The organism is Rhodococcus sp. GQ147, assembly GCF_059759155.1.
The window spans coordinates 35,322-62,114 of sequence record NZ_JCAXDU010000023.1; the positions used below are offsets into that span (position 1 = coordinate 35,322).

Genomic DNA, 26,793 nt, shown 5'->3' on the forward strand with positions numbered 1-26,793 from the left:
GGCACGGCCACCGAAACCTCACCGCGGGTTCTGCGGCACGGTGTACGGAACGTAACTCAGGACTTGTCGAGATAGGCCACGCGCTCGGCGTCGAGCGCGGCCCGCACCATGCTTGCGAGCCCCGGGTGGTGTTCGAGGCCAGGATCCTTCTCCGTCACCGTCCGGGAGAAGTCGCGAGCCGCCTCGATGACGTCGGCGTCGTCGACGAGCGAGAGTAACCGCAGCGTCGACACGGTGCCGGACTGGGCGACGCCGAGGACGTCGCCCTCCCGGCGCAACTGCAGGTCGAGCTGGGCGAGTTCGAAACCGTCGGTGGTGCCGGCGACGGCCTCGAGCCGCATCATCGTCGGGGTCGCGGGCTTCGCGTCGGTCACGAGCAGGCACAGGCCCTGATGGCCGCCACGACCGACGCGACCCCGCAGCTGGTGCAACTGGCTGACACCGAACCGGTCGGCATCGACGATCACCATCACGGTCGCGTTCGGCACGTCGACACCGACCTCGACGACGGTCGTGCACACGAGCACGTCGAGCTCCGCGGCGTTGAAGGCCTGCATCACCGCGTCCTTCTCGTCGCCGGGGAGGCGACCGTGCAGCAGCCCCACCCTCAGATCCCGCAGCGGACCGGAAGTGAGGAACTCGAACTGCTCGAGCACAGAGACGGTTTCGGGCGGGGCCTGCTTACCCTTCCCCGATCCCGACGGCTCGGGCCCGTCCGGATCGAAGAGCGCGTCGTCGTCGGAATCGCCGTCGCCGATGCGGGAACACACCACGTAGGCCTGCCGCCCCTCGGCGACCTCCTCGCGGATGCGTTCCCACGCGCGGTCGACCCACTTCGGATGCACCTTCGCCGGCACCACGCGGCTGACGATCGGCGACCGTCCTCTGGGGAGTTCGCGCAGGGTCGAGACCTCGAGGTCGCCGAGCACCGTCATCGCGATGGTGCGCGGGATGGGTGTTGCGGTCATCACCAGCACGTGCGGGGACGCGCCGTCGCGACCCCGCGAGCGCAGTGCGTCGCGCTGTTCGACACCGAAGCGGTGCTGCTCGTCGATCACCACCAGGCCGAGGTCGAAGAACTGCACCGTGTCCTCGATCAGCGCGTGCGTGCCGATGACGATGCCGGCATCGCCCGTCACCGCCTCGTTGAGCGCGGCCCGCTTGCGTGCGACCCCCATCGAGCCGGTCAGCAGGGTCACGCGGGTCGCGAGTTCGTGAGCGCCGAGTTCGCCCGCCGCGGCGAGATCGCCCAGCATCTTCGTGAGCGAGCGCGCGTGCTGCGCCGCGAGCACCTCGGTGGGTGCGAGCAACGCGCATTGCCGACCGGAGTCGATCACCTGCAGCATCGCCCGTAGCGCCACGATGGTCTTGCCGGAACCGACCTCGCCCTGGAGCAGCCGGTTCATGGGGTGTTCGCGTGCGAGATCGGCCGCGATCTCGTCGGCCACCGAGAGCTGCCCGGCCGTCAGTTCGAAGGGCAGCCGCCGGTCGAACTCGTCGGCGATCCCGCCCTCGCGGCGCGGGCAGGACGGCGCCGACCGCACCTCGACGTCGTGCCGGCGTCCGGCGAGCACGAGCTGCACCGCGGCGGCCTCGTCGAACCGCAGACGGTCGCGTGCCCGGTCGATCTCCTGCTTCGTGTCTGGCAGGTGGATCGAGCGGAGCGCCTCGTCGAGGCCCACGAAGCCGTGCTCGTCGCGCACCCACTCGGGCAGCGGATCGTCGACGTGGTCGAGCTGGTCGAGCACCTGCCGCACGCAGCGCATGACGGTCCACGACTCGACCTCGCGGGTCGCGCGGTACATCGGGATCAGCGCGCGGTCGAAGACCGACATGTCGACTCCCGATCCGTCCTGCGCGGTGCGGGCGAGACCCGCCAGGGCGCCGGCGCCCCGCACCCGCGCGGGGGTCGCCGAGACCAGGTCCTCGGCGTCGCGCGGTTCGGGCAGCACGAGATAGCTCGGATGGGTCAGGCTCCACTTGTCGCGGAAGTACTTCACGGTGCCGGAGAACATCGCGCGCACGCCGGGCTTGATGTTGTGCTTGACCCGGTGCGGGTTGAAGAAGGTGACGTCGATGCTGTGGCGATCGGAGCGCAACCGCACCGCGAGGCGTTTGCCGGCGCGGGATTTCATCGGCACCTCCTGCGCCGACTCGACCCGCGCGATGATCGTGATGTGCTGGCCCTCCGCGGGCTGGCTCTCGCCGAGTTCGGCGCCCTGGGTGGCGTAGCGGTGCGGATAGTGCCTCAGTAGATCCTCGACGGTGGTCATCCCGAACGCGTCGTGCAAGGCGTCCGCCGTCTTGCGGCCGAGGACATGATCGAGCCGGTCCGCGAGTGTCGCCACTGCCGTCCCTTCCGCTACTCCTGCGGTGGCCTCGCGGCGCACCGGCTACTCGACGCCGAGCTGCAGCAGGTCGCCGCGCTGACCGCCTTGGTAGACCACCACGTCGATCTCCGGGTGACGGCGATCGAGGTGGGCGGCCAGTTGCTCGACGAGTCCGTCGGGGGCGTCGGCGCCGACCAGCATCGTCACGAGCTCGCCGCCCGCGGCGAGAATCCTGTCGAGCAGCGACGCTCCCGCTGTCACCAGATCATGCTCGATCACTACGACATCATGGCCGGCCAGTCCGAGACTGTCGCCGGGCTCGCACGTTCCGACCCAGGTCAGCGCGCGTTCGTTCGCGTACCGCAGCGATCCCCAGCGCACGCACGACGCCGCCTCCGACATCGCGAAGGCGTCGTCGACCGTCGCGCGCATCGGATCGTGCACGGCCAACGAGGCCAGCCCCTGGACGACGGAGGAGGACGGCAGGAACATCACGTCACGGTCGTCCCGCCGCGCCCGGGCGCCCACGGCGACGACGTCCTGCGCGGAGAGCGCACCGTTGGGCAGCACCAGGACGTCCCGGCTCGGCAGTGCCCGGATCGCCTCGAGCAGTTCGTCCGGGGCTGAGATCTCCTCGGCCCGCAGCACCCGGGCACCCTCCGCCTCGAACAGTTCGGCCGCGCCCTCGCCGCCCACCACTGCGAGGACCGCCCGGGACTGTTCCTCCGCCGACTCGGCACGGACCCGGGCGGGAGCCGTGCCCAGCGCCACGGGACCGTCGCCGCACCCGCGACGCGCGGACTCGAGCGCGAAGCAGGTGATGTCGATGCGGCTCAGCGAACCCGCCGCGAGACCGGCCTCCACGGCAGCTCCGGGCTCGCAGCAGTGCACGTGAACGGACCAGCACCCCGATCCCCCGGAAACGATCGCGACCGAGTCGCCGAGCGCGTCGAGGGAGGACCTCAAGGCATCCATGCGCGCGTCGTCGGAATTCCCGACGAGATACATCACTTCGTACTCCTGCTGGTCGCTGTCGTGACGTTCGTCGACGATCTCGGGTTCGACGACAGGCCGCGAGGTGCCGGCGAGCACCATCCGGCGATCGGGCCGTATTCCGGTGGTGACCTCCACCAGGCAGTCGAGCAGCACGAGCAGGCCGAGGCCGCCGGCGTCGACGACCCCTGCCTCGGCGAGGACGTCGAGCTGGGTGGTGGTGCGCTGCAGCGCGTCGGCGGCGGCGTCGGCACTCGCGACGGCGACATCGCACACGGTCGCATCCGTCTCCGAGGCGACGCGGGTCGCGCCCTCGGCCGCAGCTTCGAGGACGCTGACGATGGTGCCCTTCGCGGGTGCGCTGAGCGCTCCGGTCACGAGCGTCGCGGCGTTGGAGAAGGCGGCGGCGAGGTCCCGGGCGCCGACCGTCGTCAGTCCCGCGATCGCGTCGGCGAGACCGCGCAGTGCCTGTGCCAGGATGATCCCGGAGTTGCCCCGCGCCCCGGCGAAGGCACCACGCGCGAGCCCTTCGGCGACGTCGGATGCGGTGAGCGCGCCGTCCACGGGCCCGCCGATCCGGGCCGCCGCGGCCTGCAGGGTGATCAGCAGATTGTTTCCGGTGTCCCCGTCGGGCACCGGGAAGACGTTGAGCGAGTTGATCTCCGCTCGGCGCTGTTCGAGCGCTTCCACACCGAACTCGACCCACCGGCGCAGCGCCCGCCCGTCCACCGTGTCCTCGGCTCCGAGCAACGATTCCACCCCCTTCGCCTCGTCCTGCGAGCATCGTCCACCTCTGCGATCGGTACCGTTGCGCACGGTGCCGAGCCCTGGCGAACAGGTTAGCCGCGAGTCGTCGCACCGTCCGGTTTGGCCAACCGCCCTCGAGTTCGCTAAGCTTGCCGGGTTGCCTCGCACGGGCGGCTCGTTCCCCGTGTTCGCAAGGCGAAACAACAGACAGAAGATCTATCCACTAGACACAAGGAGTTCGCGACATGGCTGCCGTCTGCGACGTATGCGCCAAGGGCCCCGGCTTCGGGAAGTCGGTCTCGCACTCGCACCGGCGTACCAACCGTCGCTGGAACCCGAACATCCAGAGCGTGCGCGCTCAGGTTGCACCGGGCAACACCCGCAAGATGAACGTGTGCACCTCCTGCCTCAAGGCCGGCAAGGTCGTCCGCGGCTGATTCCCGGTCGAGTCGTCGCGAAGGCCCCCTGCGCTGATTGCGCAGGGGGCCTTCGCCGTTCGATCCTGCGGCCCGATATCGTGCGGGAATGACCGAGAACCAAGTTTCCTTCCCCGACAGCGACTCTCTCCGTTCACTGGTGAGCGTGGAGGACCGCGTCCTGCGGATCGCCGTGGCGACCTCCGAGCACGGCACCTCCCTGTCCCCCGCAGGGATGGAGCAGGGCATCGCAGCCCTGCGTGCGGCAGGCCCGGAGATCGGCGCCGTGCTGCTCGTCGGTGAGGGTGCGAACTTCTGCGCGGGCGGCAACGTCCACGGATTCGCCGCGGCCGAGGACCGTGGCGCCCACCTGCTCGAGATCGCGAACCTCTTCCATGACTTCGTGCGCGCACTGGAGAAGGCGGCCGTGCCGGTCGTCGCCGCCGTGCACGGCTGGGCCGCCGGCGCCGGCATGAGCCTGGCGCTGCTCGCCGACATCGCGCTCGCCGGCCCCGGCACGAAGATGCGCGCCGCGTACCCGTCGATCGGCTTCTCCCCCGACGGCGGCATGTCGTGGACCCTGCCGCGGATCGTCGGCCCGTCGCGGGCACGGGAGATCATCATGACCGACGCCGTGATCGGCGCCGACGAAGCCGTGCGCCTGGGTCTGCTCAGCCGGCTCGTCGCCGACGGCGAGATCCAAAGCGAAGGGTTACGACTCGCACGAACCCTCGCGCACGGCCCCACGCAGTCCTACGCCGCCATCCGCTCGCTCGTGGCGGGCTCGGCCGGACGATCGCTGTCCGACCACCTCGATGCCGAAGCCGCCTCGATCTCCGCGGCCGCGACGACGCCCACGGGTATCGAGGGTGTCGACGCCTTCGTCGCCAAGCGGCGTCCGGACTGGGATTCGGCCCGCGCCTGACATCCGGGCGGCGGATCGGTGGTCAGGGCAGTCGCCAGTCCACCGGTTCGCCGCCCTGCTCGACGAGCAGGGCGTTCACGCGGCTGAACGGACGCGACCCGAAGAATCCGCGTGAGGCCGACAGCGGGGACGGGTGCGCCGACTTCACGGTGGGCACACCACCGAGCATGGGTTCGAGGGTCGCCGCGTCGCGGCCCCACAGGATCGCGACGAGCGGGGTACCGCGCGCGACCAGCGCGCGGATCGCCTGCTCGGTGACGGCCTCCCAGCCCTTGCCGCGATGCGAGGCCGGCTGGCCCGGCGCGACGGTGAGGACCCGGTTGAGCAACAGGACACCGTGCTCGGTCCACGGCGACAGGTCGCCCGTGGAGGGCTGCGGCAGACCGAGATCGTCGGTGTACTCGCGGTAGATGTTGGCGAGACTGCGCGGGATCGGCCGTACGGCCGGAGCCACCGAGAAGCTCAGTCCCACAGCGTGACCCGGAGTGGGATAGGGATCCTGCCCGACGATCAGGACGCGGACGGACTCGAACGGCTGTGTGAAGGCACGCAGCACGTTCGGACCGGACGGCAGGTAACTGCGGCCCGCGGCGAGTTCGGCGCGGAGGAACTGCCCCATCGCGGTGATGTCACCTGCGACGGATTCGAGTGCTCGCGCCCAGCCCGGGTCGACGAGTTCGGACAGGGGCCGACCGGCACGGGGCTCGTCCGCTCCCCCGTCCGCGGACTGTGTGTCGACGGTGTCGGCCACCTGTCACTCCTGGTCGATGCGGCGGAGAGCGGTCCGGTAGTAGGCGGCGTTCGCCGCATACATCTCGGCGTTGGGGTCGAATTTGTTCTCGGGGATCTCGTAGCCCTCGCGGACCTTCGCGGGGATGCCCATCGCCATGCGGCGGGGCGGAAGTTCGAAGCGCGGTGGGATCAGGGCGCCGGCGGCGACCTGCGCTCCGGCGCCGATGACCGATCCGTTGAGGACGAGCGAACCCGAGCCGATCAGCGCGCCGTCACCGATCGTGGAGCCCTCGATGTGCGCGTTGTGCCCGACGACGCACCGCGCGCCGATCACGGTGGCCTCGATCGCGGTGCAGTGGATGATCGTGCCGTCCTGGATGTTGGTCTTCTCCCCCACGGTGATCGTGCCGTAGTCCCCGCGCAGCACCGCCGAGGGCCACACGGAGGCACCGGCACCGAGGGTGACGTTGCCGATCACGACCGCGTCGGGGTGAACCCACGCGTCGGGATGGATATCGGGGACACGCTCGCCGAGTGCGTAGACAGCCATGACTGCAGAACCTATCTCGAGCGAACCCCACCCGAAGTGGTCGCCCTAGTGACCAGCGCCCGCCGCAAAGCTCTCCCAGCCTCCGGATCCGTCGCGGCGCTGCCCGTCGACGGTGACGCCGAAGCCTTCCAGGACCACGCCGATCGGCCGCCATCCGTCCGGCAGTGCGACCTCGCGAGGGAAGCACGCTGCGAGGGCATGGTCCTCGCCGCCGGTGAGGATCCACTCCCACGGGTCGGCCGCCAGCACCCGACCGGTCTCGCGGAGTTGCGTGTCGGGAGCGAGCGCACCGGAGTCGAGGTCGATCGCGACCTCCGAAGCCGTGCAGATGTGCTCGAGATCGGCGACGAGACCGTCGGAGATGTCGGTGCATGCGTGGGCGCCTGCTGCGGCCGCTGCAGGACCTGCGGCGTAGGGCGGAGTGGGCACACGATGCGCCGCGACGAGTTCGGGGAAGTCCCGGTTGCCGGCCAGCAGCAGGGCCAGACCCGCCGCGGAACGACCGATGCGACCGGCGAGGGCGACGACGTCGCCGGGGCAGGCGGTGGAGCGGAGCAGCGGTGGCCGTCCGTCGAGTTCGCCGAGCACGGTGACCGAGACGATCACCTGACCCGCTTGCACGAGATCGCCTCCCACGACTCCGGCGCCGATCTCCTCCGCAGCCTCCCCGATGCCCGCCGAGATGCCGTCGAGCACGGCGACGGGAGTCTCGGGCGGACAACCGAGGCCGACGACGAAGGCCGTGGGGCGGGCGCCGACCGCGGCGACATCGGCTCCGTTCTGGGCGACCGCCTTGCGTCCGACCTCTTCCGGGCTCGACCAGTCGAACCGGAAGTGACGTCCTTCGACCAGCATGTCGGTCGAGATCGCGATGCGCCCGTCGGATGCTGTCACGACCGCTGCGTCGTGGCCCGGCCCGACGAGTGTGCTGTCGGGTTGCCGCCGTGCTCTCACCGCGCGCTCGATCACTGGGAATTCGCCGATGTCGGCGACGGTGGGTCCGCTCGGGTTCGTCACGGTGACGGTCGCCTCTTTCTCGGTCGGCGGTGGGAGAGAGCCGGCACGTGCCCTGCTACGTTCGATCACGCTACCGCCCCCTGTCCCCGAGCCCGGATGCTGGACACGATGAACGACACCTCTGCTTCCGATCGCGAACCTTCCGACGACGCCCCCGTCGAGGCACCCGGATCGGACGGGATGCGACGCAGTCCCGCTCTGATCGCCACGGCGATCGCACTGCCCGTCGCCCTGCTGGTCGGAGTGGTGGTGGCGGCCGTGATCGTGTCGCAGTCACCGGTGAATACACCCGTGGGTCTCGGTCCCGTGCCCGCTCCGGAGGCGGAATCCGAATCCTGCTCGCAGTTGCTCGACGCGCTGCCGGAGGAGCTCGGCGACTACACGCGCGCCGAACTGGCCGATCCGGCACCGGTGGGTGCTGCGGCCTGGCAGTCGGACGACGGCGAGGAGGTCGTCCTGCGTTGCGGTCTCGACCGGCCCGACCAGTTCGACCGAGCGGCGGCGCTGCAGGTGATCGACGACGTGCAGTGGTTCGAGGTGTCGGGCGCCGAGCAGGGCATCCCGGCGAGTACGTGGTTCGCCGTCGACCGTCCGGTCTACGTGGCCTTGACCGTGCCCGACGGATCTGGGCCGACCCCGCTGCAGGACATCACGGCGACGATCTCCGCGGCGCTCCCGCAGCAGGAGATCGATCCGGCGCCGATCCGCTGAGCCGGACGGACGAGAAAGGTCGGCCCCGGCACCGTGGTGTGGTGCCGGGGCCGACCGTGTTCGTCGCCGCGTCGATCAGGACGCGTGCATGGTCCCCGTGCGCTGGTAGCGCTCGTGGAAGGAGAACGCCTCACCGAGCAGGTGCGGGGTGTGACCTGCTCCGGGGGTGGCTTCTGCGCGCTCGATGTAGTCGAGCAGTTCGGCGCGGTAGTCGGGATGCGCGCAGCGCTCCACGACGACCCGCGACCGACGGCGGGGGGACAGTGCGCGCAGATCGGCGAGACCCTGTTCGGTCACGATGACCTGCACGTCGTGCTCGGTGTGGTCGACGTGCGGCACCATCGGGACGATCGACGAGATCGCGCCGTCGCGGGCCGTCGACGGGCTCAGGAACATCGACAGGTAGCCGTTGCGCGCGAAGTCGCCGGAGCCACCGATGCCGTTCATGATGCGGGTGCCCATCACGTGGGTGGAGTTGACGTTGCCGTACACGTCGGCTTCGAGCATGCCGTTCATGGCGATGATGCCGAGTCGGCGGACGATCTCGGGGTGGTTGCTGATCTCCTGCGGCCGCAACATGATGTGGTCGCGGTAGAAGTCGATGTTCTCGACGAAGTCGTTCAGCCCCGCTTCGGACAGTGCGAGGGAAGTCGCCGAGGCGAACCGGACGGTGCCGTGTTTGACGAGGTCGAGCATGCCGTCCTGGATGACCTCCGAGTAGCAGGTCAGCCCCCGGTACGGTCCGCTGTCGAGACCGGCGAGAACGGCGTTGGCGACGTTGCCGACACCCGACTGCAGCGGAAGCAGCGTGTCGGCGGGCAGCCGTCCCGCGGCGACCTCGTGCGCGAAGAAGTCGAGGACGTGGTCGGCGATGGCCCGGCTGGTGGCGTCGGGCGCCGTGAGCGCGGTGGCGCTGTCGGAACGGTCGGTCTCGACGACCGCGACGACGCGTTCCGGATCGATCCGGAAGTAGGGCTGGCCGATGCGGTCCTCGACGTCGGTGAGGTCGATCGGACGACGGTTCGGGGGAAGCGCGGTGCCGTAGTAGACGTCGTGCACGCCGTCCATGGCGGCGGGGATCCACGAGTTGACCTCGAGGATCACCTTCTCGGCGACGTCGAGCCAGGTCTTGTTGTTACCGATGGACGTGGCGGGGATCAGCTCGCCCGTCTCCGTGATGCCGGAGATCTCGACGACGGCGACGTCGATGTGTCCGTAGTAGCCCTCCCAGACCTGCTGGGCGACGTGCGACAGGTGTATGTCGACGTAGTCCATCCGGCCTTCGTTGATCCGCCCTCGGGCGGTGGGCTCTGCCTGGTACGGCATACGCAGCGCGATTCCGTCGACGTCGGCGAGCATGCGCTCGGTGTCGGAGGCCACCGACGCTCCGGTGAGCAGGTTGATCCGGAAGTCGCCGCCGGTCGCCCGCGTGCGCCGGATGTGTTCGGCGAGGGCCGGGGTCACTGCCTTCGGGGTGCCTGCGCTGGCGAAGCCGCTGATGGCGACCGTGTCGCCGGGGCGAATCCACTGGACGGCGTCCTGAGCCGACACGATCTTCTTGCGGTAGGTCTCATGACGTACCCGAGCCTCGGCCGGGGTCACGACGACCGACTCCACAGACGGCGCTGCGGGGGATGAAAGGGCTGCGTACATGACGACGACCATAGCGACGCGGATGATCCGCTCATCACACTCGGTCCGGATCAGCGATCGCCGTCACCAATTCGGACACAGAGTGCCACGAGTCGCACTCCAAGATCGATGCAATCGGGAGTTGTTGTTTCGCAAGCTTTTACATCATGATCTCTGCCACGCCGACTGACACTGGGTGCCACCCTCTTTCGTGAGAGCCACTCCGTCGCTATCTCTACGGTATCCCCGTTCGCCGCCGCATCAGTACCGTTCGCCGCCCCCGGAGAACCGTTCACCGTCGCCGTGACGGAACGTCGTCGGGCACGATTGCAGCATGACGAACTCCACCGACCTGTTGCGCGACGATGCCGAGCACCTTCTCCGCGAGCTGGCAGGCCCCGATGCCCGGCTCCGCGACGACCAATGGGTCGCGATCGAGGCGCTCGTGGTACACCGTCGCCGCGCCCTCGTCGTCCAGCGCACAGGCTGGGGAAAGTCGGCCGTCTACTTCATCTCCGCCAAACTGCTGCGCCGGCAGGGCCGCGGTCCCACGGTGATCGTGTCGCCGCTGCTCGCCCTGATGCGCAACCAGGTCGCGGCCGCCGAGCGGGCGGGCGTCCACGCCGCGACCATCAACTCCGGCAACGTGACGGAATGGGCGGCGATCCACGAGCGGATCGCGGCGGGTGAGGTCGACGTCCTCCTCGTCAGCCCCGAACGCCTCAACAACCCCGACTTCCGCGACCAGGTCTTGCCCTCCCTCGCCCGCGACGCCGGATTGGTGGTCGTCGACGAGGCGCACTGCGTGTCGGACTGGGGTCACGACTTCCGGCCCGACTACCGCCGCATCCGCACCCTCGTCGCCGAACTCGGCGACGACATCCCGGTCCTGGCGACGACCGCGACCGCCAACGACCGGGTTGTCGCCGACATCGCCGCCCAGCTCGGTGTCGGCGGAGGCAGCGACCTCGGTGGAAGCAGCAATGCCGGCTCCGACGGCACGCTCGTGCTGCGCGGCGGCCTCGACCGTCCGTCGCTGCACCTGTCGGTGGTGCGGATCGACGAACCGGCACGACGCGCAGCATGGCTCGCGCAACATCTGAAGGATCTGCCGGGCTCGGGCATCGTGTACGCGCTGACGGTCTCCGCCGCCCGCGACCTCGCGGCGCTGCTCACCGACCACGGCTATGCAGTGGCGGCATACACCGGTCAGACCGAACCGACCGAACGTGAACAGCTCGAGGCCGATCTCCTCGACAACAAGGTCAAGGCGCTCGTCGCGACCTCGGCACTCGGCATGGGCTTCGACAAGCCCGACCTCGGCTTCGTGGTGCACCTCGGCGCTCCCTCGTCCCCGATCTCCTACTACCAGCAGGTCGGGCGTGCGGGTCGCTCCACCGAACGCGCCGAGGTGGTTCTGCTCCCCGGCCCGGAGGACCGCCGGATCTGGCAGTGGTTCGCCTCGGTCGCCTTCCCGGACGAGGCACTCGTACGCCGTGTGATCGCAGCGCTCGATACCGAACGGCCGGTATCGACACCCGCGCTCGAACCGCGGGTCGACCTCACGCGCTCCCGCCTGGAGATGGTCCTCAAGGTCCTCGACGTCGACGGAGCGGTGAAGAGGGTCAAGGGTGGCTGGATCGCCACCGGGCAGCCCTGGATGTACGACGAGGAGCGCTACGGGCGGCTCGAGGAGGCGCGCGCCGCGGAACAGGAGGCGATGCTCGAATACGAACGCACCACCGAATGCCGCATGGTCTTCCTCCGCCGTCAGCTCGACGACCCCGATCTCGACACCCGGACCCCCGGCTGCGATCACACCGCCGGAGGCCCCGGCTGCGATCACACCGCCGGAGGCCCCGGCTGCGGCCGGTGCGACAACTGCATCGGCTCCCGGTGGGAGACGTCCGTCGGCGACGACGAGGTCGCCCGCACCCGCGCCCGGCTCGAACGCCCCGGTGTGGATCTGCCGCCTCGCCGGCAGTGGCCCACGGGAATGTCGACCCTCGGGATCCCGCTGTCGGGCCGGATCACGGACGGTCCGCACCCCGGGCGAGTGCTGGGCAGGCTGTCGGATCTGGGATGGGGACCGCGACTGCGCGAACTGCTCGACGGACCGGACCGCGAAGTGCCGAAGGCGGTGGTCGACGCGTCGATCGCGGTGCTCGCCGCGTGGGACTGGGAGGAGCGGCCCACCGCCGTCATGGCCATGGACTCCCCCACACATCCCCTGCTCGTCGAGTCACTCGCGTCCCGATTGGCACAAATCGGACGATTACGAGATCTAGGTGTATTGCGACGCCGAAGCGGGAATACGGAGCCGACGGCAGCGAACTCGGCATATCGGGTCGCCGCACTGATCGATGCGTGGGAGCGACCCGACAACCTCGGGTCGAGTGGTCCGATCCTTCTCGTCGATGCGGTGACCGACACCGGCTGGACGTTCACGATGGCGGCGAGAACTCTCGTCGCCGCGGGAGCCGACGCGGTGTTGCCGTACGCACTCGCGAGCCCGAAGTAATCGCCACGAGGAGGACCGACGTAACATGTTTGTGACCGGCATCACAACATGCGCTCGACCTGCACGGACCACAGGGTTCCGATCCCGATTCCGGACACGGGCGTGATCTCGACACCGGAAGTTGTTAGGTTGAAAGGACATATGAGGCCCGTCAAGGAAAGAAGTACCCCGACCCCCGACTCGGCTGAATCGAATACCGCGACCACCTCTTCGGAGGTGGCCGCCACCGAGTCCGGTAGTGAGCCGGCTGCAATCGAATTCCGGCGTCCGCGTATCGCCGACGGTAGACGACTCTGGCAGATCGCGCGTGATTCGCAGGTTCTCGACGTCAATTCCGGTTACGCATATGTGTTGTGGTGTCGCGATTTCGCCGACACATCGGTCGTCGCAACGGACGACACCGATCGCCCCGTGGGATTCGTGACCGGCTACCGCCGTCCCGACTTCCCGAACACCCTGTTCGTCTGGCAGGTGGCAGTCGACGCAGACCAGCGTGGACGTGGAGTGGCCGGCCGTATGCTCGACGCTCTGCTCGACCGACTCGAGCCGCTCGGCGTGACCCGTCTGGAAACGACGGTGAGTCCCGACAACGAAGCGTCGATCGCAATGTTCACCGCTCTCGCGCGTCGCCGCGGAACGCATATCACTCGCACCGAGTTGTTCGCGCCCGACGATTTCCCCGATTCACATCTGGCCGAGGATCTCTACACCATCGGCGAATGATCGCAGCGCGTGTGCGCACGACATCTTCGTAATTCTCGAATAATCACAGGAGGACCACGACATGACCATCCTGGAAAACAAGCCCGAGACCACCAGTAAGCCCGATACTGCGATTTTCTCGCACCTCGAATCCGAGGTCCGGAGTTACAGCCGCGGCTGGCCCGCCGTTTTCGACAAGGCATCGGGATCCTGGCTGCGCAGCGAGGACGGCAAGGACTACCTCGACTTCTTCGCCGGCGCCGGAGCCCTGAACTACGGCCACAACAATCCGGTTCTCAAGTCGGCCCTGGTCGACTACATCATGAGCGACGGCGTCACCCACGGCCTCGACATGTACACCGTCGCCAAGCGCAAGCTGCTCGAGACCTTCGAGTCGCACGTGCTCGCGCCGCGCGGCCTGGACTACAAGGTCCAGTTCCCCGGCCCGACCGGCACGAACGCCGTCGAGGCGGCGCTCAAGCTCGCCCGCAAGGTGACCGGTCGCGAGTCGATCATCAACTTCACCAACGCTTTCCACGGCATGACCCTGGGTGCGCTGTCGGTGACCGGTAACTCGATGAAGCGCGCCGGCGCGGGTATCCCCCTCGTCCACGCCACGCCGATGCCGTTCGACAACTACTTCAACGGCGTCACCGAGGACTTCCAGTGGTTCTCGCGCGTCCTCGACGACGCGGGCAGCGGCCTGAACCGTCCGGCCGCGGTCATCGTCGAGACCGTGCAGGGTGAAGGCGGCGTGAATGTTGCTCGCCCCGAGTGGCTTCGCGCTCTGGCCGACCTGTGCAAGGAACGCGACATCCTGCTGATCGTCGACGACGTGCAGATGGGCTGCGGCCGCACCGGCCCGTTCTTCTCGTTCGAGATCGCCGGCATCACGCCCGACATCGTGACCCTGTCGAAGTCGATCGGCGGATACGGAATGCCGCTGGCGCTCACCCTGTTCAAGCGTGAGCTCGACGTGTGGGGCCCGGGCGAGCACAACGGCACCTTCCGCGGCAACAACCCGGCTTTCGTGACGGCGGCTGCCGCCCTCGAGCACTACTGGGCCGACGACAAGCTCGAGCGCGACACCCTGCGCAAGGGCGAGCGCATCCGTCAGACCTTCATGAACCTGTCGGACATGTTCGACGGCGTCTCGACCCGCGGCCGCGGCCTGGTCCAGGGCCTGGTCTTCGACAAGCCGGAGGACGCCGACAAGGTTTGCGCCCTGGCCTTCGAAGAGGGTCTGCTCGCCGAGACCTCCGGTCCGTCGGACGAGGTCGTCAAGCTGCTGCCGCCGCTGACCATCACCGACGACGAACTCGAGTTCGGGCTGAACATCCTGGCGGAAGCGACCGCCAAGGTCCGTTCCTGAGCGGTCCCCCGCTCCGCCCGTTCCGAACCCACTTGCAGAAGAAGGACTTTCGACACCCATGATCGTTCGTACGACAGAAGAGATCACCGGCACCGAGCGCGACGTCGTCTCGGAGGACGGCCAGTGGCGCAGCAAGCGCATCGTCCTCGCCGGCGACAAGGTGGGCTTTTCGTTCCACGAGACCACCATCGAACCCGGCACTGTCAACGAGTTCCACTACGCCAACCACGTCGAGGCCGTATGGCTCGTCGAGGGCACCGGCAAGCTCCAGGACCTCGACAACGACGTGGAGTACGACCTCGCTCCGGGCACGATGTACCTGCTCAACGGACACGAGCGTCACCGCGTGCTCCCCGAAACGCGCATGCGCATGCTGTGCGTCTTCAATCCTCCGGTCACCGGCCGTGAGGTGCACGACGAGAACGGTGTGTACCCGTTGATCGTCGAACCTGCCTGAGCGCGGTAACCACGTGACCGATGCGGGGCGGACGCTTAGAGTCGAGACCATGACTCCCGAGCGTGCGCCCCGCATCGCTGTCGGCCCCGAGCGCGACCCCCGTTTCGAACGGGCGGTCACGGGCGGGGGCGGCGTGCCCTGCGGACTCGAGGAGACCCCCGACGCGCTCGTCTGGACGGCCGGGCCGCAGGACTTCCCCGAGGTCCTCCCCGCCTCCGTCCGCTGGGTGCAGCTACCGTCCGCCGGTGTCGAGTACTGGCTGTCGCAGGGCGTCGTCAAGGCCCATCCTCGCGTCACCTGGACGTCGGCGGCCGCGGCCTACTCCACGACCGTCGCCGAGCACGCGCTCCTGCTCCTGCTCGCCGGGGTCCGGGCCCTGCCGGCCCATCTGGCGGCCACCTCGTGGACACCCGAGAGTCTCGCGCCGGTCGTCGGCACCCTCCGCGGCGCGACGGTCGGGATCATCGGCGCCGGGGGTGTCGGCCGGGCGCTGATCCCGATGCTGGCCGCGCTGGGGGCGCGCGCGCTCGCCGTCACCCGCAGCGGTCGTCCCGTGCCGGGAGCCATCGAGACGTTCCCCGTCGAACGTATCGACGAGATATGGCCTCTGGCAGATCATTTCGTCATCTCCGCGACGGCCACTCTCGACGTCGAGCAGCTCGTCGGCGCAACCGAGCTCGCAGCGATGAAGTCCACGGCGTGGGTCGTCAACGTCGCCCGGGGCGATCTCGTCGACACCGACGCCCTCGTCGCCGCTCTCCGATCCGGCGCGATCGGTGGTGCAGGGCTCGACGTCACCGATCCCGAACCGCTCCCCGAGGATCATCCGTTGTGGACGCTCCCCAACGCCGTGATCACTCCCCACGACGCCAATCCACCCCCGCTGCGCATCCCGGCCTATCTCGAGCACGTGATCGAGAACGTCACACGCTTCGCATCCGGCCTCGTGCCGATCGGGGTCGTCGATCCCAGCGCCGGCTACTAGGCCACGTCTACCGGGCCATAGGGCTCACTCCGACGGCTTCTCGTCGCGTTCCGCCCATTCCAGGAGCGGATCGAGGGAGAAGACCGCGTCGTCGATACCCGAGTGCAGGTCGCCGAGTTCCTCGAACCGCTTCGGCACGGTCCGGATCGTGAAGTCCCGTGGTTCGAGGTCGTCGATCTCCTCCCACTGCACCGGAGTGGAGATCGTCGCCTCCGACACACCGCGGACCGAATAGGCACTGGCGATCGTGTGGTCGCGCGAGTTCTGGTTGTAGTCGACGAAGACCGCCGACGGGTCGCGTTCCTTGCGCCACCATGCCGTCGTCACGTCGCCGGGCGCGCGTCGTTCCACCTCCCGCGCGAAAGCCCATGCGGCCCTTCGGACGTCGTCGAACTCCCATTCCGGCGCGATCCGGACGTAGACGTGCAGGCCGTCGCCGCCCGAGGTCTTCGGCCAGCCCATGGCACCGAGTTCGTCGAGCACCTCGTGCGCCACCTTCGCGACACGCCGGACCCGGTCGAAATCGCAGTCGGGCATCGGATCGAGGTCGATCCTCCACTCGTCGGGTCGCTCCACGTCGCTGCGCCGCGAGTTCCACGGATGGAACTCCACGGTGGACATCTGCACGGCCCACACGACGTCGGCGAGATGGGTCACGCACAGTTCGTCGGCATCGCGGTCGTAGCGCGGGAAGTGCACCCGCACGGTCTCGACCCAGTCCGGAGCCCCGCGCGGCAAACGCTTCTGGTGTACCTTCCGCCCTTCGAGCCCGTCGGGGAACCGGTGCAGCATGCAGGGCCGTTCGCGGAGTGCCCGGACGATCCCCTCTCCCACGCTCAGGTAGTAGTTCGCGAGGTCGAGCTTGGTCGCCCCGATCTCGGGGAAGTACACGCGCTCGGGGTGCGAGATGCGCACCGTGCGACCGTCCACGTCGAGTTCGACTGCATCGGCGTCCTTGCTCATCCGCGTCTCCCGTCCCTCCCTGCGTGGAGGCGTCCTGTGCACCATCCTGGCCTCTCGATTCCCACCCCGTGCGGAAATACACCCCGGCGCACGATTTCCTCCGCGTGGCACGTCCGGGCGCTAACGTCGAAGCGATGCTGCTGCACTCGGTTGTCGACACCTCCGTCGCCGTCGCCGCCACACGGTCACGACGCACCAAGATCGATCTGCTGCGGGAATTACTCGGGCGCGCCGAACCTCACGAGGTCGAAGCGGTGGTCTCGTGGTTGTCCGGAGAGATGACCCAGGGTCGCCTGGGTGTCGGTTTCCGCACCCTCGCCGGCCTCTCCGCACCGGTCGCCGACGATCCCGTGCTCGACGTCGACGAGGTGTCCGGCTTCCTCGACCGCCTCGCCGGCATCTCCGGTTCCGGATCCACCGCCGCGCGGCAGCAACTGCTCCTGGATCTGTTCGAACGGGCCACCGAGGCCGAGCAGCGTTTCCTCGTCGCGCTCCTCGGCGGTGAGCTGCGGCAGGGCGCGCTCGAAGGGGTGATGACCGATGCGGTCGCAGCGGCAGCCGGTCTCCCCGTCGAACCGGTCCGTCGGGCGGTGATGTTGTCGGGCCGACTCGCGCAGGCCGCAGCGGCGGCCTTCGAGGGTGGTGTCGACGCGCTGGCGGAGTTCGGCCTGGAGCTCGGCCGACCGGTCCGGCCGATGCTAGCCTCACCCGCCGAGTCGCTCGAGGCGGCACTCATCGAGTTCGACGGGGCGGTGAGCGTGGAGTACAAACTCGACGGTGCACGCATCCAGGTGCACCGCCACGAGGACGCGGTGTGGATCTTCACCCGCACGCTGCGCGACATCACCGCATCGGTCCCCGAACTGGCCGAACTCGTCCGGGCGCTGCCGTGCCGCAGTGTCGTGCTCGACGGCGAGACACTCGCGCTCACCGATGCCGGCCGTCCCCGACCGTTCCAGGAGACCATGAGCCGGTTCGGTGCCCGCTCCGGACGCGAACTGCTTCTCCACCCGTACTTCTTCGACTGCCTGCACCTCGACGGCGCCGACCTGCTCGACGAGCCGCTGTCGGTGCGTCGCGACCATCTCGCCCGCGTCGCGGGTGAGCACCGCATCCCCGCGCTCGTCGCTCCGGACGCCGACAGCGCCGAGGCGCACCTCGGTGACTCGCTCGGCAACGGTCACGAGGGCGTCATGGTGAAGTCGCTCACATCGACCTACACCGCCGGCCGCCGGGGCCGAGCCTGGCAGAAGGTCAAACCCGAGCACACCCTGGATCTCGTGGTGCTCGCCGCCGAATGGGGTTACGGGCGCCGCACCGGCTTCCTGTCCAACCTGCACCTCGGTGCCCGCGACCCCGACGGTGGTCCGCCGATCATGGTCGGGAAGACGTTCAAGGGACTCACCGACGCGCTGCTGCAGTGGCAGACAGAGGAATTCCCACGCCACGAGACACACCGCGACGAGCACACCGTCCACCTGCGACCCGCGATCGTCGTCGAGATCGAACTCGACGGAGTGCAGACGAGCAGCCGCTATCCGGGCGGGGTGGCGCTGCGCTTCGCACGGGTGCTGCGGTACCGGCCCGACAAGTCGGCCGCCGACGCCGACACCATCGATGCGGTCCGCGCGCTGCTGCCCGCGGCACCGGTTCCCGGAAGCCGCCTACCGTAGAAGGAGTGATCGACGTTCCACTCCGTTCCGACGACCTGCCCACTCTCCTGCACGGCCGTCGGATCGCTGTTCTCACCGGCGCCGGGCTGTCGACGGACTCCGGTATCCCCGACTATCGCGGACCGGACTCGCCGCCCCGCAACCCGATGACCTACCAGCAGTTCGTCGGCGACGCGGAGTTCCGGCAACGCTACTGGGCCCGCAACCACGTCGGCTGGAAGCACATGGACGCCGCCCGCCCGAATCCCGGGCACCGGGCGCTCGCGGCCCTCGAACGCGCCGGTTCCGTCGTCGGCGTGATCACCCAGAACGTCGACCTGCTGCACACGAAGGCCGGCAGCCGGCAGGTCATCGACCTGCACGGCACCTACGCGCAGGTCCGATGCCTGTCGTGCGAACACCGCATCTCGCGGTTCACGCTGCACGAACGGCTGTGCGCGGCCAATCCGGGATTCGACGACCGGATGCGCGCGACGACCGGTCTCGAGGTCGCCCCCGATGCGGACGCGGTGGTCACCGACACCGAGGACTTCGTCGTCGTCGACTGCGAGCGCTGCGACGGGATGCTCAAACCCGACATCGTGTACTTCGGGGAGACGGTGCCGCGCCCGCGCGTCGATCTCGCCTTCTCGGTGGTGGACGGTGCCGACGCCCTGCTGGTCGCCGGGAGCTCACTGACGGTGCAGTCGGGGTTGCGGTTCGTACGTCGCGCCGTGCAGCGGAACATCCCGGTGGTGGTGATCAATCGTGGCCCCACCCGCGGGGATGCGCTGGCGACCCTCAAGCTCGAGGCGGGTACCTCGGAGACCCTCGCCTTCCTGGCCGACGCGGTGACCGCACCGACTTCGTGAGGTTCTCAGACCACCCGGACGAGGTCGTCGGCGTGCACGACGGGTCGCTGGAGATCCGGCGGCAGCTGACCGGTCGAGAAGCCGATCATGAAATCGAGTTCGGACGCGTCGTAGGCCACCACCCCGCGCGCGACCGTGCGGCCGTCGGGCGCGACGATGCCGACGACGTCGCCGGCGTGGAAACCGCCACTGGTGCCGGTGATTCCGGCGGCGAGCAACGAGCGTCGCCGCTCCATCACGGCCCGCACGGCACCCTCGTCGAGATAAAGCGAACCGTGGACGTCGGCGGCGTGCCGCACCCAGAAACGCCGCGCCGACAGACGCTGTGGGCGGGCCGCGAAGGCCGTGCCGACGTCGGCGGCGCCCAGCGCACGATCGGCCTGGGAGGCCGCGGCGAGCAGCACCGGCACGCCGGAGTCCGCCGCGAGACGGGCCGCGGACAGTTTCGACGCCATGCCACCGGTGCCCAGCGCGCCGCCCGACCCGGCGACCACACCGTCGAGATCCTCGGGGGTGCGGACCTCGGGGATGAGGTTCGCGGAGCCCTTGCGGGGATCCCCGTCGTACAAGCCGTCGACGTCGGACAGCAGGATCAGCGCGTCGGCGCCGATGAGATGCGCGACGAGTGCAGCGAGCCGGTCGTTGTCGCCGAAGCGCAGTTCGACGGTCGCGACGGTGTCGTTCTCGTTGACCACCGGCACCGCCCCGAGCGAACGCAGCCGGTCGAGGGTGCGTTGCGCGTTGCGGTGCTGAGTGCGCCGGCCGATGTCGTCGGCGGTGAGGAGCACCTGGCCCACCGTGCGGTCGTAGCGGGCGAAGGAGGTGCCCCAGGCGTGGGCGAGGGTGAGCTGCCCGACGCTGGCCGCGGCCTGCTTCGTCGCGAGATCACGCGGCCGACTCGTGAGACCGAGCGGTGCGAGCCCGGCACCGACCGCACCCGAGGAGACCACGATGACACTCGAACCCGTGCGGATGCGGGCCTCGATGGCATCGACGAGACGATCGAGCCGGCCACGGTCGAGTCCACCCACCAGGCTCGTGATCGCCGACGAGCCGATCTTGACCACTACGCTGCGGGCGTGGGAGACGACCTCCCGGGTGTCGCTCATGTTCTCCTCGGTACGCTTCGGGTTTCCTGAACGGTCGGGGCGCGCGGACGGTTACTCGAACTCGTCGTCGGTGGCCAGGCCGCGGCGCACCTTCTTCGCGTGGCGACGCTCGGCAGCGCCGACGCGGTCGACCTGGTCGAGACGGGCATCGGTGCCGCGACCGGTGGGCACGACGTCCACGCCGGCCTGCGTCTGCGGTTCCCACTCGAAGCCGACCTCGCCGATGGTGACCCAGCATCCGGGTTCCGCGCCGAGCTTGACGAGCTTGTCCTCGACGCCGAGACGGGCGAGTCGGTCGGCGAGGTAACCCACGGCCTCGTCGTTGTCGAAGGCCGTCTGGCGCACCCACCGCTCGGGACGGGTGCCCCGCACGATGAATCCGCCGGGCACCTCGGGATCGCGGACCACGGTGAAGGCCTCCTCGTCGCGGGCGACGGGACGGATCACCGGGCGGGTGGGCGCGGCCGGCGGATGCGCCGCCCGGTACTCGTCGACCATCCTCGCGAGGGCGAACGTCAGCGGACGCAGGCCGTCGCGGCTCACGGCCGAGATCGTGAAGACCGGCCAGCCACGGGCCTCGAGTTCGGGGGTGACGAACTCGGCGAGTTCTTTCGCGTCGGGCACGTCGGCCTTGTTGAGGATGACGATGCGGGGGCGCTCGGCGAGGTCGCCGAGTCCGCTGTCGCCCGACAGCGCAGGCTGGTAGGCGGCGAGTTCGGCCTCGAGCGCGTCGATGTCGGAGATCGGGTCGCGGCCGGGTTCGAGGGTCGCGCAGTCGACAACGTGCGCGAGCACGGCGCAGCGCTCGAGATGACGGAGGAAGTCGAGGCCGAGGCCGCGACCCTCACTGGCGCCGGGGATCAGGCCGGGCACGTCGGCGACGGTGAAGGTCGTGTCGCCCGACTGCACCACACCGAGATTCGGCACGAGGGTGGTGAACGGGTAGTCGGCGATCTTCGGCTTGGCGGCCGACAGCACCGACACGAGCGACGACTTGCCGGCCGAGGGGAAGCCCACGAGGCCGACGTCGGCGACGGACTTCAGTTCGAGGACGAGGTCGAGTTCCTCGCCTTCCTCACCGAGGAGCGCGAAGCCGGGGGCCTTGCGTGCCTTCGACGCGAGTGCGGCATTGCCGAGACCACCGCGACCGCCGTGCGCGGCGACGAAACGCGTGCCGGTGCCCACGAGGTCGGCGAGGATGCGGCCGTCGCGGTCGAGTACGACGGTGCCGTCGGGAACCTTCAGGACGAGGTCGCCGCCGTTGGCACCGTTGCGGTGGCCGCCGGCGCCCTGGGCACCGTTGGTCGCCTTGGCGTGCTGGTGGAAGTGGAAGTCGAGCAGGGTGTGGACGTTCCGGTCGACTTCGAGGACGACATCGCCGCCGTTTCCTCCGTTACCGCCGTCGGGGCCGCCGAGCGGCTTGAACTTCTCGCGGTGGACGGAGGCGCAGCCGTTGCCGCCTTTGCCGGCGCTGACGTGCAGCACCACCCGGTCGATGAAGCGGGACATGGGTGGACCTTCTCTCGTCCTAAAAACAAACCTGGTGATCAACGCAACAAGGGCGGGTCAGGGTGTGCGACCCTGGCCCGCCCCTATTGGGAGTATGTCGCGGGAGCTGGTCCCGCGGTGTCCGTTACCGGACGGCAGATCAGGCGTCTGCCGCAGCCGGAACGATGTTGACGGTCTTGCGACCGCGCTTGGTACCGAACTCGACGGCACCGGCCGCGAGGGCGAACAGCGTGTCGTCGCCGCCGCGTCCCACGTTCACGCCGGGGTGGAAGTGGGTGCCGCGCTGGCGCACGATGATCTCGCCGGCGTTGACGGCCTGGCCACCGAAGCGCTTGACGCCGAGTCGCTGTGCGTTCGAATCGCGACCGTTACGGGAGCTGGATGCGCCCTTCTTGTGTGCCATGACGAACCCTCCTGGGGTTGAAGCTCGAAGCTCGGTTTACTTGATGCCGGTGACCTTGACGACCGTCAGCTTCTGACGGTGGCCCTGGCGCTTGTGGTACCCGGTCTTGTTCTTGAACTTGTGGATGCGGATCTTCGGGCCCTTGGTGTGCTCGACGATCTCGCCGGTGACCGAGACCTTGGCCAGCTTGTCGGCGTCGGTGGTCAGTTCGGATCCGTCGACGACGAGGACCGGGGCAAGCGAGACAGCAGCGCCGGGCTCACCCTCGATCTTCTCGACCTTGACGAGGTCGCCTTCAGCGACCTTGTACTGCTTACCGCCGGTCTTGACGATCGCGTACGTTGCCATCGGACGGCTACCCCTTGCTTCTTCGAACGTGCTCGCGCCACAGTGCTGCGGACGCGACTGGTCTGGTGTGGTTGCTGACTCGGGTCCCGCCGGCATCCTGAATCCGGACGCGGCTGGGCACTATCGCCGAGTAGCGACTGAACAAGATTACGGGAAGGTGACTCCCAGGGTCAAACCGGGTGGCACGGTAGTGCCCGCTTCCGGGCCGGTCGTGACCGGCCCGGAAGCGGAGGGTCACGCTTCGGCGTCCACCGGAGGTCCGGCGGGGCGCCCTGCGGCACGCCGCGAACGCGGTCGCCGCACGATCTCCACCGGCGTCTCGACCGGTGTGCTCGGCCGGGAGTCCGACTCGGCCCCCGTGGACGACCCGGTCGTCGCGGGGACGACGAACACCTTGGCTGTAGGCCCACCGTCCCCGGCGGGCGCTGCGGCCGCCCGGGCGACCCTGCGTGCCCGACGGCGACGCGGAGCCGGTCCTGCGGCCTCGACGGAAGCCGCTCCGTCGGTGCTCTCCCCTGCGCCGGAGACGGCCGTCTCGGACACGGCAGCCTCGGGAACAGCGGTCTCCGCGACCGCGGCTTCGGCTGCTGCGACCTCTGCCTCGATCTCGGCGGGCTCGTCGGAGGCGGTCGTCACCGTGGTGGCGTCCTCCCCTGCGACGGGCTCCTTCGTCGGTGCGGCGACCTTCTCGGGCTCGACGGCCCGCAGCGGCTCGGTGACCTTGACCGGGTCGACGTCGCCCGCAGGTGCGGACGCCGCCTCGGATGCGGTCTCGGTCGCTGCCGGCTCTGCGGCCGGAGCGTCCGCGGCCGGTGTCGAGTTGTGCGCGGCCATCGCGAGCGCGACGGGGTGCGCGGCACGCTTGACGACCTCTTCGGGCGACGGCGTCGTGTGCGTCTCGGCGGCGGGCTCCTGCGAACTCTTGTCGCGTCCACGCTTACGCCGCGAACCACCGCCGGACGAACGACCGGAGTCGTCCGAGGACTTCGACTCGATCGGCTCCGAGTGCACGATGAGGCCGCGGCCGCTGCAGTGCTCACAGGTGGTGGAGAACGCCTCGACGAGACCGGTCCCGAGCCGCTTGCGCGTCATCTGGACCAGGCCGAGCGAGGTGACCTCCGAGACCTGGTGGCGGGTGCGGTCCCGGCCGAGGGCCTCGGTCAGGCGACGCAGTACGAGGTCGCGGTTCGACTCGAGGACCATGTCGATGAAGTCGACGACGATCATGCCGCCGATGTCGCGCAGGCGCATCTGGCGGACGATCTCCTCGGCCGCCTCGAGGTTGTTACGGGTGACCGTCTCCTCGAGGTTGCCGCCGGAACCGGTGAACTTGCCGGTGTTGACATCGATGACGGTCATCGCCTCGGTGCGGTCGATGACGAGCGTGCCGCCGGACGGCAGCCACACCTTGCGGTCGAGAGCCTTCGCGAGCTGCTCGTCGATGCGGTGCGCACCGAAGACGTCCACCGAGTTCTCCGAACGGTAGCGCTCGACGCGCGGCAGCAGGTCGGGTGCGACCGTCCGGATGTAGCTCTCGACGGTGTTCCACGCCGAGTCGCCCTCGATGACGAGCTTGGAGAAGTCCTCGTTGAACAGGTCTCGCACGACCTTCACGAGCAGATCCGGCTCCTCGTAGAGCGTCTTCGGCTGGCCCGAGGCGTCGGCCTGCAGCTTCTCGGACTGCTCGCGGATCGACTCCCACTGCGTCTGCAGGCGGGTGACGTCGCGCGAGAGTTCCTCCTCGCTCACGCCCTCGGCGGCGGTACGGATGATCACGCCCGCCTCGGAGGGGACGATCTCGCGGAGGATGTCCTTCAGACGCTTGCGCTCGGTGTCGGGGAGCTTGCGGCTGATGCCCGTGGACGAACCTCCCGGCACGTAGACCAGGAAGCGTCCGGCGAGGCTGATCTGGGTGGTCAGACGCGCGCCCTTGTGACCGACCGGGTCCTTGCTGACCTGCACGACCACCTGGTCGCCGGGCTTGAGGGCCTGCTCGATCTTGCGGGAGTTGCCTCCGAGGCCGGCGGCCTCCCAGTTCACCTCACCCGCGTAGAGCACGCCGTTGCGGCCACGGCCGATGTCGATGAACGCCGCCTCCATGGACGGGAGGACGTTCTGCACGCGACCGAGGTAGATGTTGCCGACCATCGACGCCGAACCGGAGGTCGTGACGAAGTGCTCGACGAGGATGCCGTCCTCGAGCACCGCGACCTGCGTCATGCCCGCGTGGGAACCGCCCGTGCGTTCGCGCACGACCATGACCCGGTCGACAGCCTCGCGGCGGGCGAGGAACTCGGATTCGGTGAGGATCGGGGGCCGGCGGCGACCGGCCTCGCGACCGTCGCGACGACGCTGACGCTTCGCCTCGAGGCGCGTCGAACCGCTGATGCCCTGGACCTCGTCCTTGGCGCGGCTCTTCGGACGCGGCTCCCGCTCGTGGACGACCGTGGGAACCGAGTCGTCGTCGGTGCTCGCGGTGTCGGTGTCGGAACCGCGACGGCGACGGCGACGGCGGCGACGACGGGACGTCCCCCCGCCCTGCTCGTCGTCGGTGTCGTGCTCGTCGCTGCTCTGCTCGTCGCCCGAGGCGGACTCGTCGGAGGTGCTCTCCTCGGTGCCGGCGGTCTCCTCGGCGGGAGTCTCCGCTGCGGTGGACTCCGCTTCGGCGGACTTCTCCGTCTCCGCGGCCGCGGACTTCTCCGTCTCCGCGGCCGCGGACTTCTCCGTCTCCGCGGCGGCGGACTCGGAGTCCTCGCCGGTCGCGGTCGTCTCGTCCTGCTGGTCGGTGTCGGTGCCGTCCCCGCGTCCACGTCCACGACCGCGACGTCCGCGTCGGCGGCGACGCGGCTGGTCGTCCTGGTCTTCGTCCGCCTGGTGCGACGGCGCTTCCTCGGTGGACTCGGCGGCCGGCTCGGCGGTCTGCTGCTCGTCCTCGGCCGGTGCCTGCTCGGTGTCCTTTCCGCGGCGTGCGCGCCGGCGACGCGGGCGGGTCTCCTCCTCTCCCTCGGCAGGCGAAGGTACCTCGGGCTGGAGGAACAGCGGTGCAGCGACGATCGGCTCGGCCGTGGTGGACGGCTCGGGCATCTCGAACAGCGACGTGCTCTGCTCCACCGACGTGAACAACCCGGTGGGTCCTCCGACGGAGGGGATCTCGACGGCCTGCGGTGCGGTCTCGTCCGCGGTCTTCTCGGCGGGTCGCAGCTCGTCGCTCTCGACCGGCTCGGCCTCGGCGGTCTCCGCAGCCTCGGCCGCAGGCTCGGGAGTCGTCTCCGCGGCAGGCTCGGGGGCGGTCTCGGCCTCGGGAGCCGTCTCGGCTTCCTGCACGGCGGGCTCGGCCGTGCCCGTGTCGTCGCTCAACGCAGCGTGCAGGTCCTCCGCGACGTCGCGTGGGAGGGTCGAGTGCGCACTGCGCAGCTCGGTGCCGCGCTCGGCGGCTTTCGCGATCACCTGCTTACTGGTCAGCCCCAGCAGCTTGGCGAGGGCATGGACGCGGATCTTGGCAGGCAGACCGAGGAGGTTCCGTCCCCCTGCGTCCGACGCTTCGATCGAGTTGTTCTCCGGCGGCTCTTGATCGGCCACGTAGGTCTCCTAAGGCCCCCGGGCGCGTCCACCACCGACAACAGCGATGTGAGCGGCCACGCGGGGGCGCAGCTTGTGTACTCGCGCCGGGTGGGCGCGAGTCCTTCCGGTCTCGCATCGCGCGGTCGTCCGGTGCCCGTTTTCACTGCACGGCCGAGCAATGCCTGGCTTGATCGCGGGTCGAGCGCCGGAACATCCAGCGTGCCGCCGAGCGAGGTGTCTCCTTCGTCCTCGGCCACAGCGATGTCGGGCATCGATCCGTGATGTC

Annotated in this window: 22 protein-coding genes; 10 read left to right on the plus strand and 12 right to left on the minus strand. The window is 69.3% G+C overall.

All coding sequences use genetic code 11. The annotated features are described in order from the left end of the window. Positions 1-56 precede the first annotated feature (56 nt). Positions 57-2,348, minus strand: coding sequence for an ATP-dependent DNA helicase RecG (gene recG, locus AC6CID_RS21560; protein WP_033096481.1), 2,292 nt, complete (start codon positions 2,346-2,348; stop codon positions 57-59). Between the two features lie 45 nt (positions 2,349-2,393). After that, the gene (locus tag AC6CID_RS21565; RefSeq protein WP_033096480.1) at positions 2,394-4,082 is read right to left on the minus strand and encodes a DAK2 domain-containing protein; all 1,689 of its coding nucleotides are present in this window, start codon (positions 4,080-4,082) and stop codon (positions 2,394-2,396) included. Positions 4,083-4,315: 233 nt separating this feature from the next. Between AC6CID_RS21565 and rpmB the strand changes: the two genes are divergently transcribed. Both rpmB and AC6CID_RS21575 read left to right on the plus strand, forming a co-directional pair. Next, positions 4,316-4,507, plus strand: a complete 192-nt coding sequence (rpmB, locus tag AC6CID_RS21570) for a 50S ribosomal protein L28 (protein WP_006551201.1) — start codon at positions 4,316-4,318, stop codon at positions 4,505-4,507. Between the two features lie 88 nt (positions 4,508-4,595). After that, positions 4,596-5,411, plus strand: coding sequence for an enoyl-CoA hydratase/isomerase family protein (locus AC6CID_RS21575; protein WP_006551200.1), 816 nt, complete (start codon positions 4,596-4,598; stop codon positions 5,409-5,411). A gap of 22 nt (positions 5,412-5,433) precedes the next feature. Here the strand turns inward: AC6CID_RS21575 and AC6CID_RS21580 are convergent, their stop codons facing one another. Genes AC6CID_RS21580 through AC6CID_RS21590 form a run of 3 tightly spaced genes read right to left on the minus strand, consistent with a single transcriptional unit; the run spans position 5,434 to position 7,710 of the window. Continuing rightward, a complete protein-coding gene (locus tag AC6CID_RS21580) occupies positions 5,434-6,162 on the minus strand; it encodes a uracil-DNA glycosylase (RefSeq protein WP_064060937.1) in 729 nt (242 codons plus the stop codon). A 3-nt stretch (positions 6,163-6,165) separates the two neighbouring features. Continuing rightward, the gene (locus tag AC6CID_RS21585; protein ID WP_006551198.1) at positions 6,166-6,693 is read right to left on the minus strand and encodes a gamma carbonic anhydrase family protein; all 528 of its coding nucleotides are present in this window, start codon (positions 6,691-6,693) and stop codon (positions 6,166-6,168) included. Positions 6,694-6,738: 45 nt separating this feature from the next. Beyond that, the gene (locus AC6CID_RS21590) at positions 6,739-7,710 is read right to left on the minus strand and encodes a thiamine-phosphate kinase (protein ID WP_052227379.1); all 972 of its coding nucleotides are present in this window, start codon (positions 7,708-7,710) and stop codon (positions 6,739-6,741) included. A 96-nt stretch (positions 7,711-7,806) separates the two neighbouring features. Here AC6CID_RS21590 and AC6CID_RS21595 point away from each other — a divergent pair, with 96 nt between their 5' ends. Further along, the gene (locus AC6CID_RS21595; protein ID WP_024100608.1) at positions 7,807-8,421 is read left to right on the plus strand and encodes a DUF3515 domain-containing protein; all 615 of its coding nucleotides are present in this window, start codon (positions 7,807-7,809) and stop codon (positions 8,419-8,421) included. Positions 8,422-8,496: 75 nt separating this feature from the next. On the opposite strand, the gene scpC is transcribed toward AC6CID_RS21595, so the two are convergent. After that, positions 8,497-10,038 (minus strand): succinyl-CoA:acetate CoA-transferase ScpC, encoded by a 1,542-nt coding sequence (scpC, locus tag AC6CID_RS21600; RefSeq protein WP_039587366.1) that lies wholly within the window; start codon positions 10,036-10,038, stop codon positions 8,497-8,499. 349 nt (positions 10,039-10,387) lie between these two features. Between scpC and AC6CID_RS21605 the strand changes: the two genes are divergently transcribed. The 5 genes from AC6CID_RS21605 to AC6CID_RS21625 all read left to right on the plus strand — a co-directional run bounded on the left by AC6CID_RS21605 (position 10,388) and on the right by AC6CID_RS21625 (position 16,090). Beyond that, a complete protein-coding gene (locus tag AC6CID_RS21605) occupies positions 10,388-12,574 on the plus strand; it encodes a RecQ family ATP-dependent DNA helicase (protein WP_064060936.1) in 2,187 nt (728 codons plus the stop codon). Between the two features lie 216 nt (positions 12,575-12,790). Continuing rightward, entirely contained in the window at positions 12,791-13,297 is a 507-nt protein-coding gene (ectA, locus tag AC6CID_RS21610) for a diaminobutyrate acetyltransferase (RefSeq protein ID WP_064060935.1), read from the plus strand. A 61-nt stretch (positions 13,298-13,358) separates the two neighbouring features. Next, the gene (gene ectB, locus AC6CID_RS21615) at positions 13,359-14,648 is read left to right on the plus strand and encodes a diaminobutyrate--2-oxoglutarate transaminase (protein WP_006551192.1); all 1,290 of its coding nucleotides are present in this window, start codon (positions 13,359-13,361) and stop codon (positions 14,646-14,648) included. Between the two features lie 58 nt (positions 14,649-14,706). Beyond that, positions 14,707-15,105 (plus strand): ectoine synthase, encoded by a 399-nt coding sequence (locus AC6CID_RS21620; RefSeq protein WP_006551191.1) that lies wholly within the window; start codon positions 14,707-14,709, stop codon positions 15,103-15,105. Between the two features lie 49 nt (positions 15,106-15,154). Then, positions 15,155-16,090: a D-isomer specific 2-hydroxyacid dehydrogenase family protein gene (locus tag AC6CID_RS21625; protein WP_024100603.1), complete on the plus strand. Its 936-nt coding sequence runs from the start codon at positions 15,155-15,157 to the stop codon at positions 16,088-16,090. A 24-nt stretch (positions 16,091-16,114) separates the two neighbouring features. Here AC6CID_RS21625 and ligD read toward each other — a convergent pair whose 3' ends face one another. Continuing rightward, entirely contained in the window at positions 16,115-17,053 is a 939-nt protein-coding gene (gene ligD / locus AC6CID_RS21630; protein ID WP_498354442.1) for a non-homologous end-joining DNA ligase, read from the minus strand. Positions 17,054-17,187: 134 nt separating this feature from the next. Here ligD and AC6CID_RS21635 point away from each other — a divergent pair, with 134 nt between their 5' ends. Then, positions 17,188-18,726: an ATP-dependent DNA ligase gene (locus AC6CID_RS21635; RefSeq protein ID WP_498354443.1), complete on the plus strand. Its 1,539-nt coding sequence runs from the start codon at positions 17,188-17,190 to the stop codon at positions 18,724-18,726. A gap of 5 nt (positions 18,727-18,731) precedes the next feature. Beyond that, on the plus strand, positions 18,732-19,577 hold the full coding sequence (locus tag AC6CID_RS21640) for an NAD-dependent protein deacetylase (protein WP_006551187.1): 846 nt from the start codon (positions 18,732-18,734) through the stop codon (positions 19,575-19,577). A gap of 5 nt (positions 19,578-19,582) precedes the next feature. Here AC6CID_RS21640 and proB read toward each other — a convergent pair whose 3' ends face one another. The 5 genes from proB to AC6CID_RS21665 form a co-directional block, all read right to left on the minus strand. Then, on the minus strand, positions 19,583-20,686 hold the full coding sequence (proB, locus tag AC6CID_RS21645; RefSeq protein WP_006551186.1) for a glutamate 5-kinase: 1,104 nt from the start codon (positions 20,684-20,686) through the stop codon (positions 19,583-19,585). A 51-nt stretch (positions 20,687-20,737) separates the two neighbouring features. Continuing rightward, positions 20,738-22,195: a GTPase ObgE gene (gene obgE, locus AC6CID_RS21650; protein ID WP_019289071.1), complete on the minus strand. Its 1,458-nt coding sequence runs from the start codon at positions 22,193-22,195 to the stop codon at positions 20,738-20,740. A 139-nt stretch (positions 22,196-22,334) separates the two neighbouring features. Continuing rightward, entirely contained in the window at positions 22,335-22,598 is a 264-nt protein-coding gene (rpmA, locus tag AC6CID_RS21655) for a 50S ribosomal protein L27 (RefSeq protein WP_006551184.1), read from the minus strand. Positions 22,599-22,634: 36 nt separating this feature from the next. Further along, entirely contained in the window at positions 22,635-22,946 is a 312-nt protein-coding gene (rplU, locus tag AC6CID_RS21660) for a 50S ribosomal protein L21 (protein ID WP_006551183.1), read from the minus strand. Positions 22,947-23,180: 234 nt separating this feature from the next. Then, a complete protein-coding gene (locus AC6CID_RS21665; RefSeq protein WP_498354444.1) occupies positions 23,181-26,525 on the minus strand; it encodes a translation initiation factor IF-2 N-terminal domain-containing protein in 3,345 nt (1,114 codons plus the stop codon). Positions 26,526-26,793 lie beyond the last annotated feature (268 nt).

What these genes read in the sequence shown, in the direction of transcription:
- ligD (WP_498354442.1), bottom strand. Translation starts at nt 17,053, where the DNA reads ATGAGCAAGGACGCCGATGCAGTCGAACTCGACGTGGACGGTCGCACG.
- proB (WP_006551186.1), bottom strand. Translation starts at nt 20,686, where the DNA reads ATGAGCGACACCCGGGAGGTCGTCTCCCACGCCCGCAGCGTAGTGGTC.
- AC6CID_RS21625 (WP_024100603.1), top strand. Translation starts at nt 15,155, where the DNA reads ATGACTCCCGAGCGTGCGCCCCGCATCGCTGTCGGCCCCGAGCGCGAC.
- rpmB (WP_006551201.1), top strand. Translation starts at nt 4,316, where the DNA reads ATGGCTGCCGTCTGCGACGTATGCGCCAAGGGCCCCGGCTTCGGGAAG.
- AC6CID_RS21585 (WP_006551198.1), bottom strand. Translation starts at nt 6,693, where the DNA reads ATGGCTGTCTACGCACTCGGCGAGCGTGTCCCCGATATCCATCCCGAC.
- AC6CID_RS21595 (WP_024100608.1), top strand. Translation starts at nt 7,807, where the DNA reads ATGCTGGACACGATGAACGACACCTCTGCTTCCGATCGCGAACCTTCC.
- AC6CID_RS21635 (WP_498354443.1), top strand. Translation starts at nt 17,188, where the DNA reads ATGCTGCTGCACTCGGTTGTCGACACCTCCGTCGCCGTCGCCGCCACA.
- obgE (WP_019289071.1), bottom strand. Translation starts at nt 22,195, where the DNA reads ATGTCCCGCTTCATCGACCGGGTGGTGCTGCACGTCAGCGCCGGCAAA.
- AC6CID_RS21575 (WP_006551200.1), top strand. Translation starts at nt 4,596, where the DNA reads ATGACCGAGAACCAAGTTTCCTTCCCCGACAGCGACTCTCTCCGTTCA.
- ectB (WP_006551192.1), top strand. Translation starts at nt 13,359, where the DNA reads ATGACCATCCTGGAAAACAAGCCCGAGACCACCAGTAAGCCCGATACT.
- AC6CID_RS21620 (WP_006551191.1), top strand. Translation starts at nt 14,707, where the DNA reads ATGATCGTTCGTACGACAGAAGAGATCACCGGCACCGAGCGCGACGTC.
- rplU (WP_006551183.1), bottom strand. Translation starts at nt 22,946, where the DNA reads ATGGCAACGTACGCGATCGTCAAGACCGGCGGTAAGCAGTACAAGGTC.
- rpmA (WP_006551184.1), bottom strand. Translation starts at nt 22,598, where the DNA reads ATGGCACACAAGAAGGGCGCATCCAGCTCCCGTAACGGTCGCGATTCG.
- AC6CID_RS21605 (WP_064060936.1), top strand. Translation starts at nt 10,388, where the DNA reads ATGACGAACTCCACCGACCTGTTGCGCGACGATGCCGAGCACCTTCTC.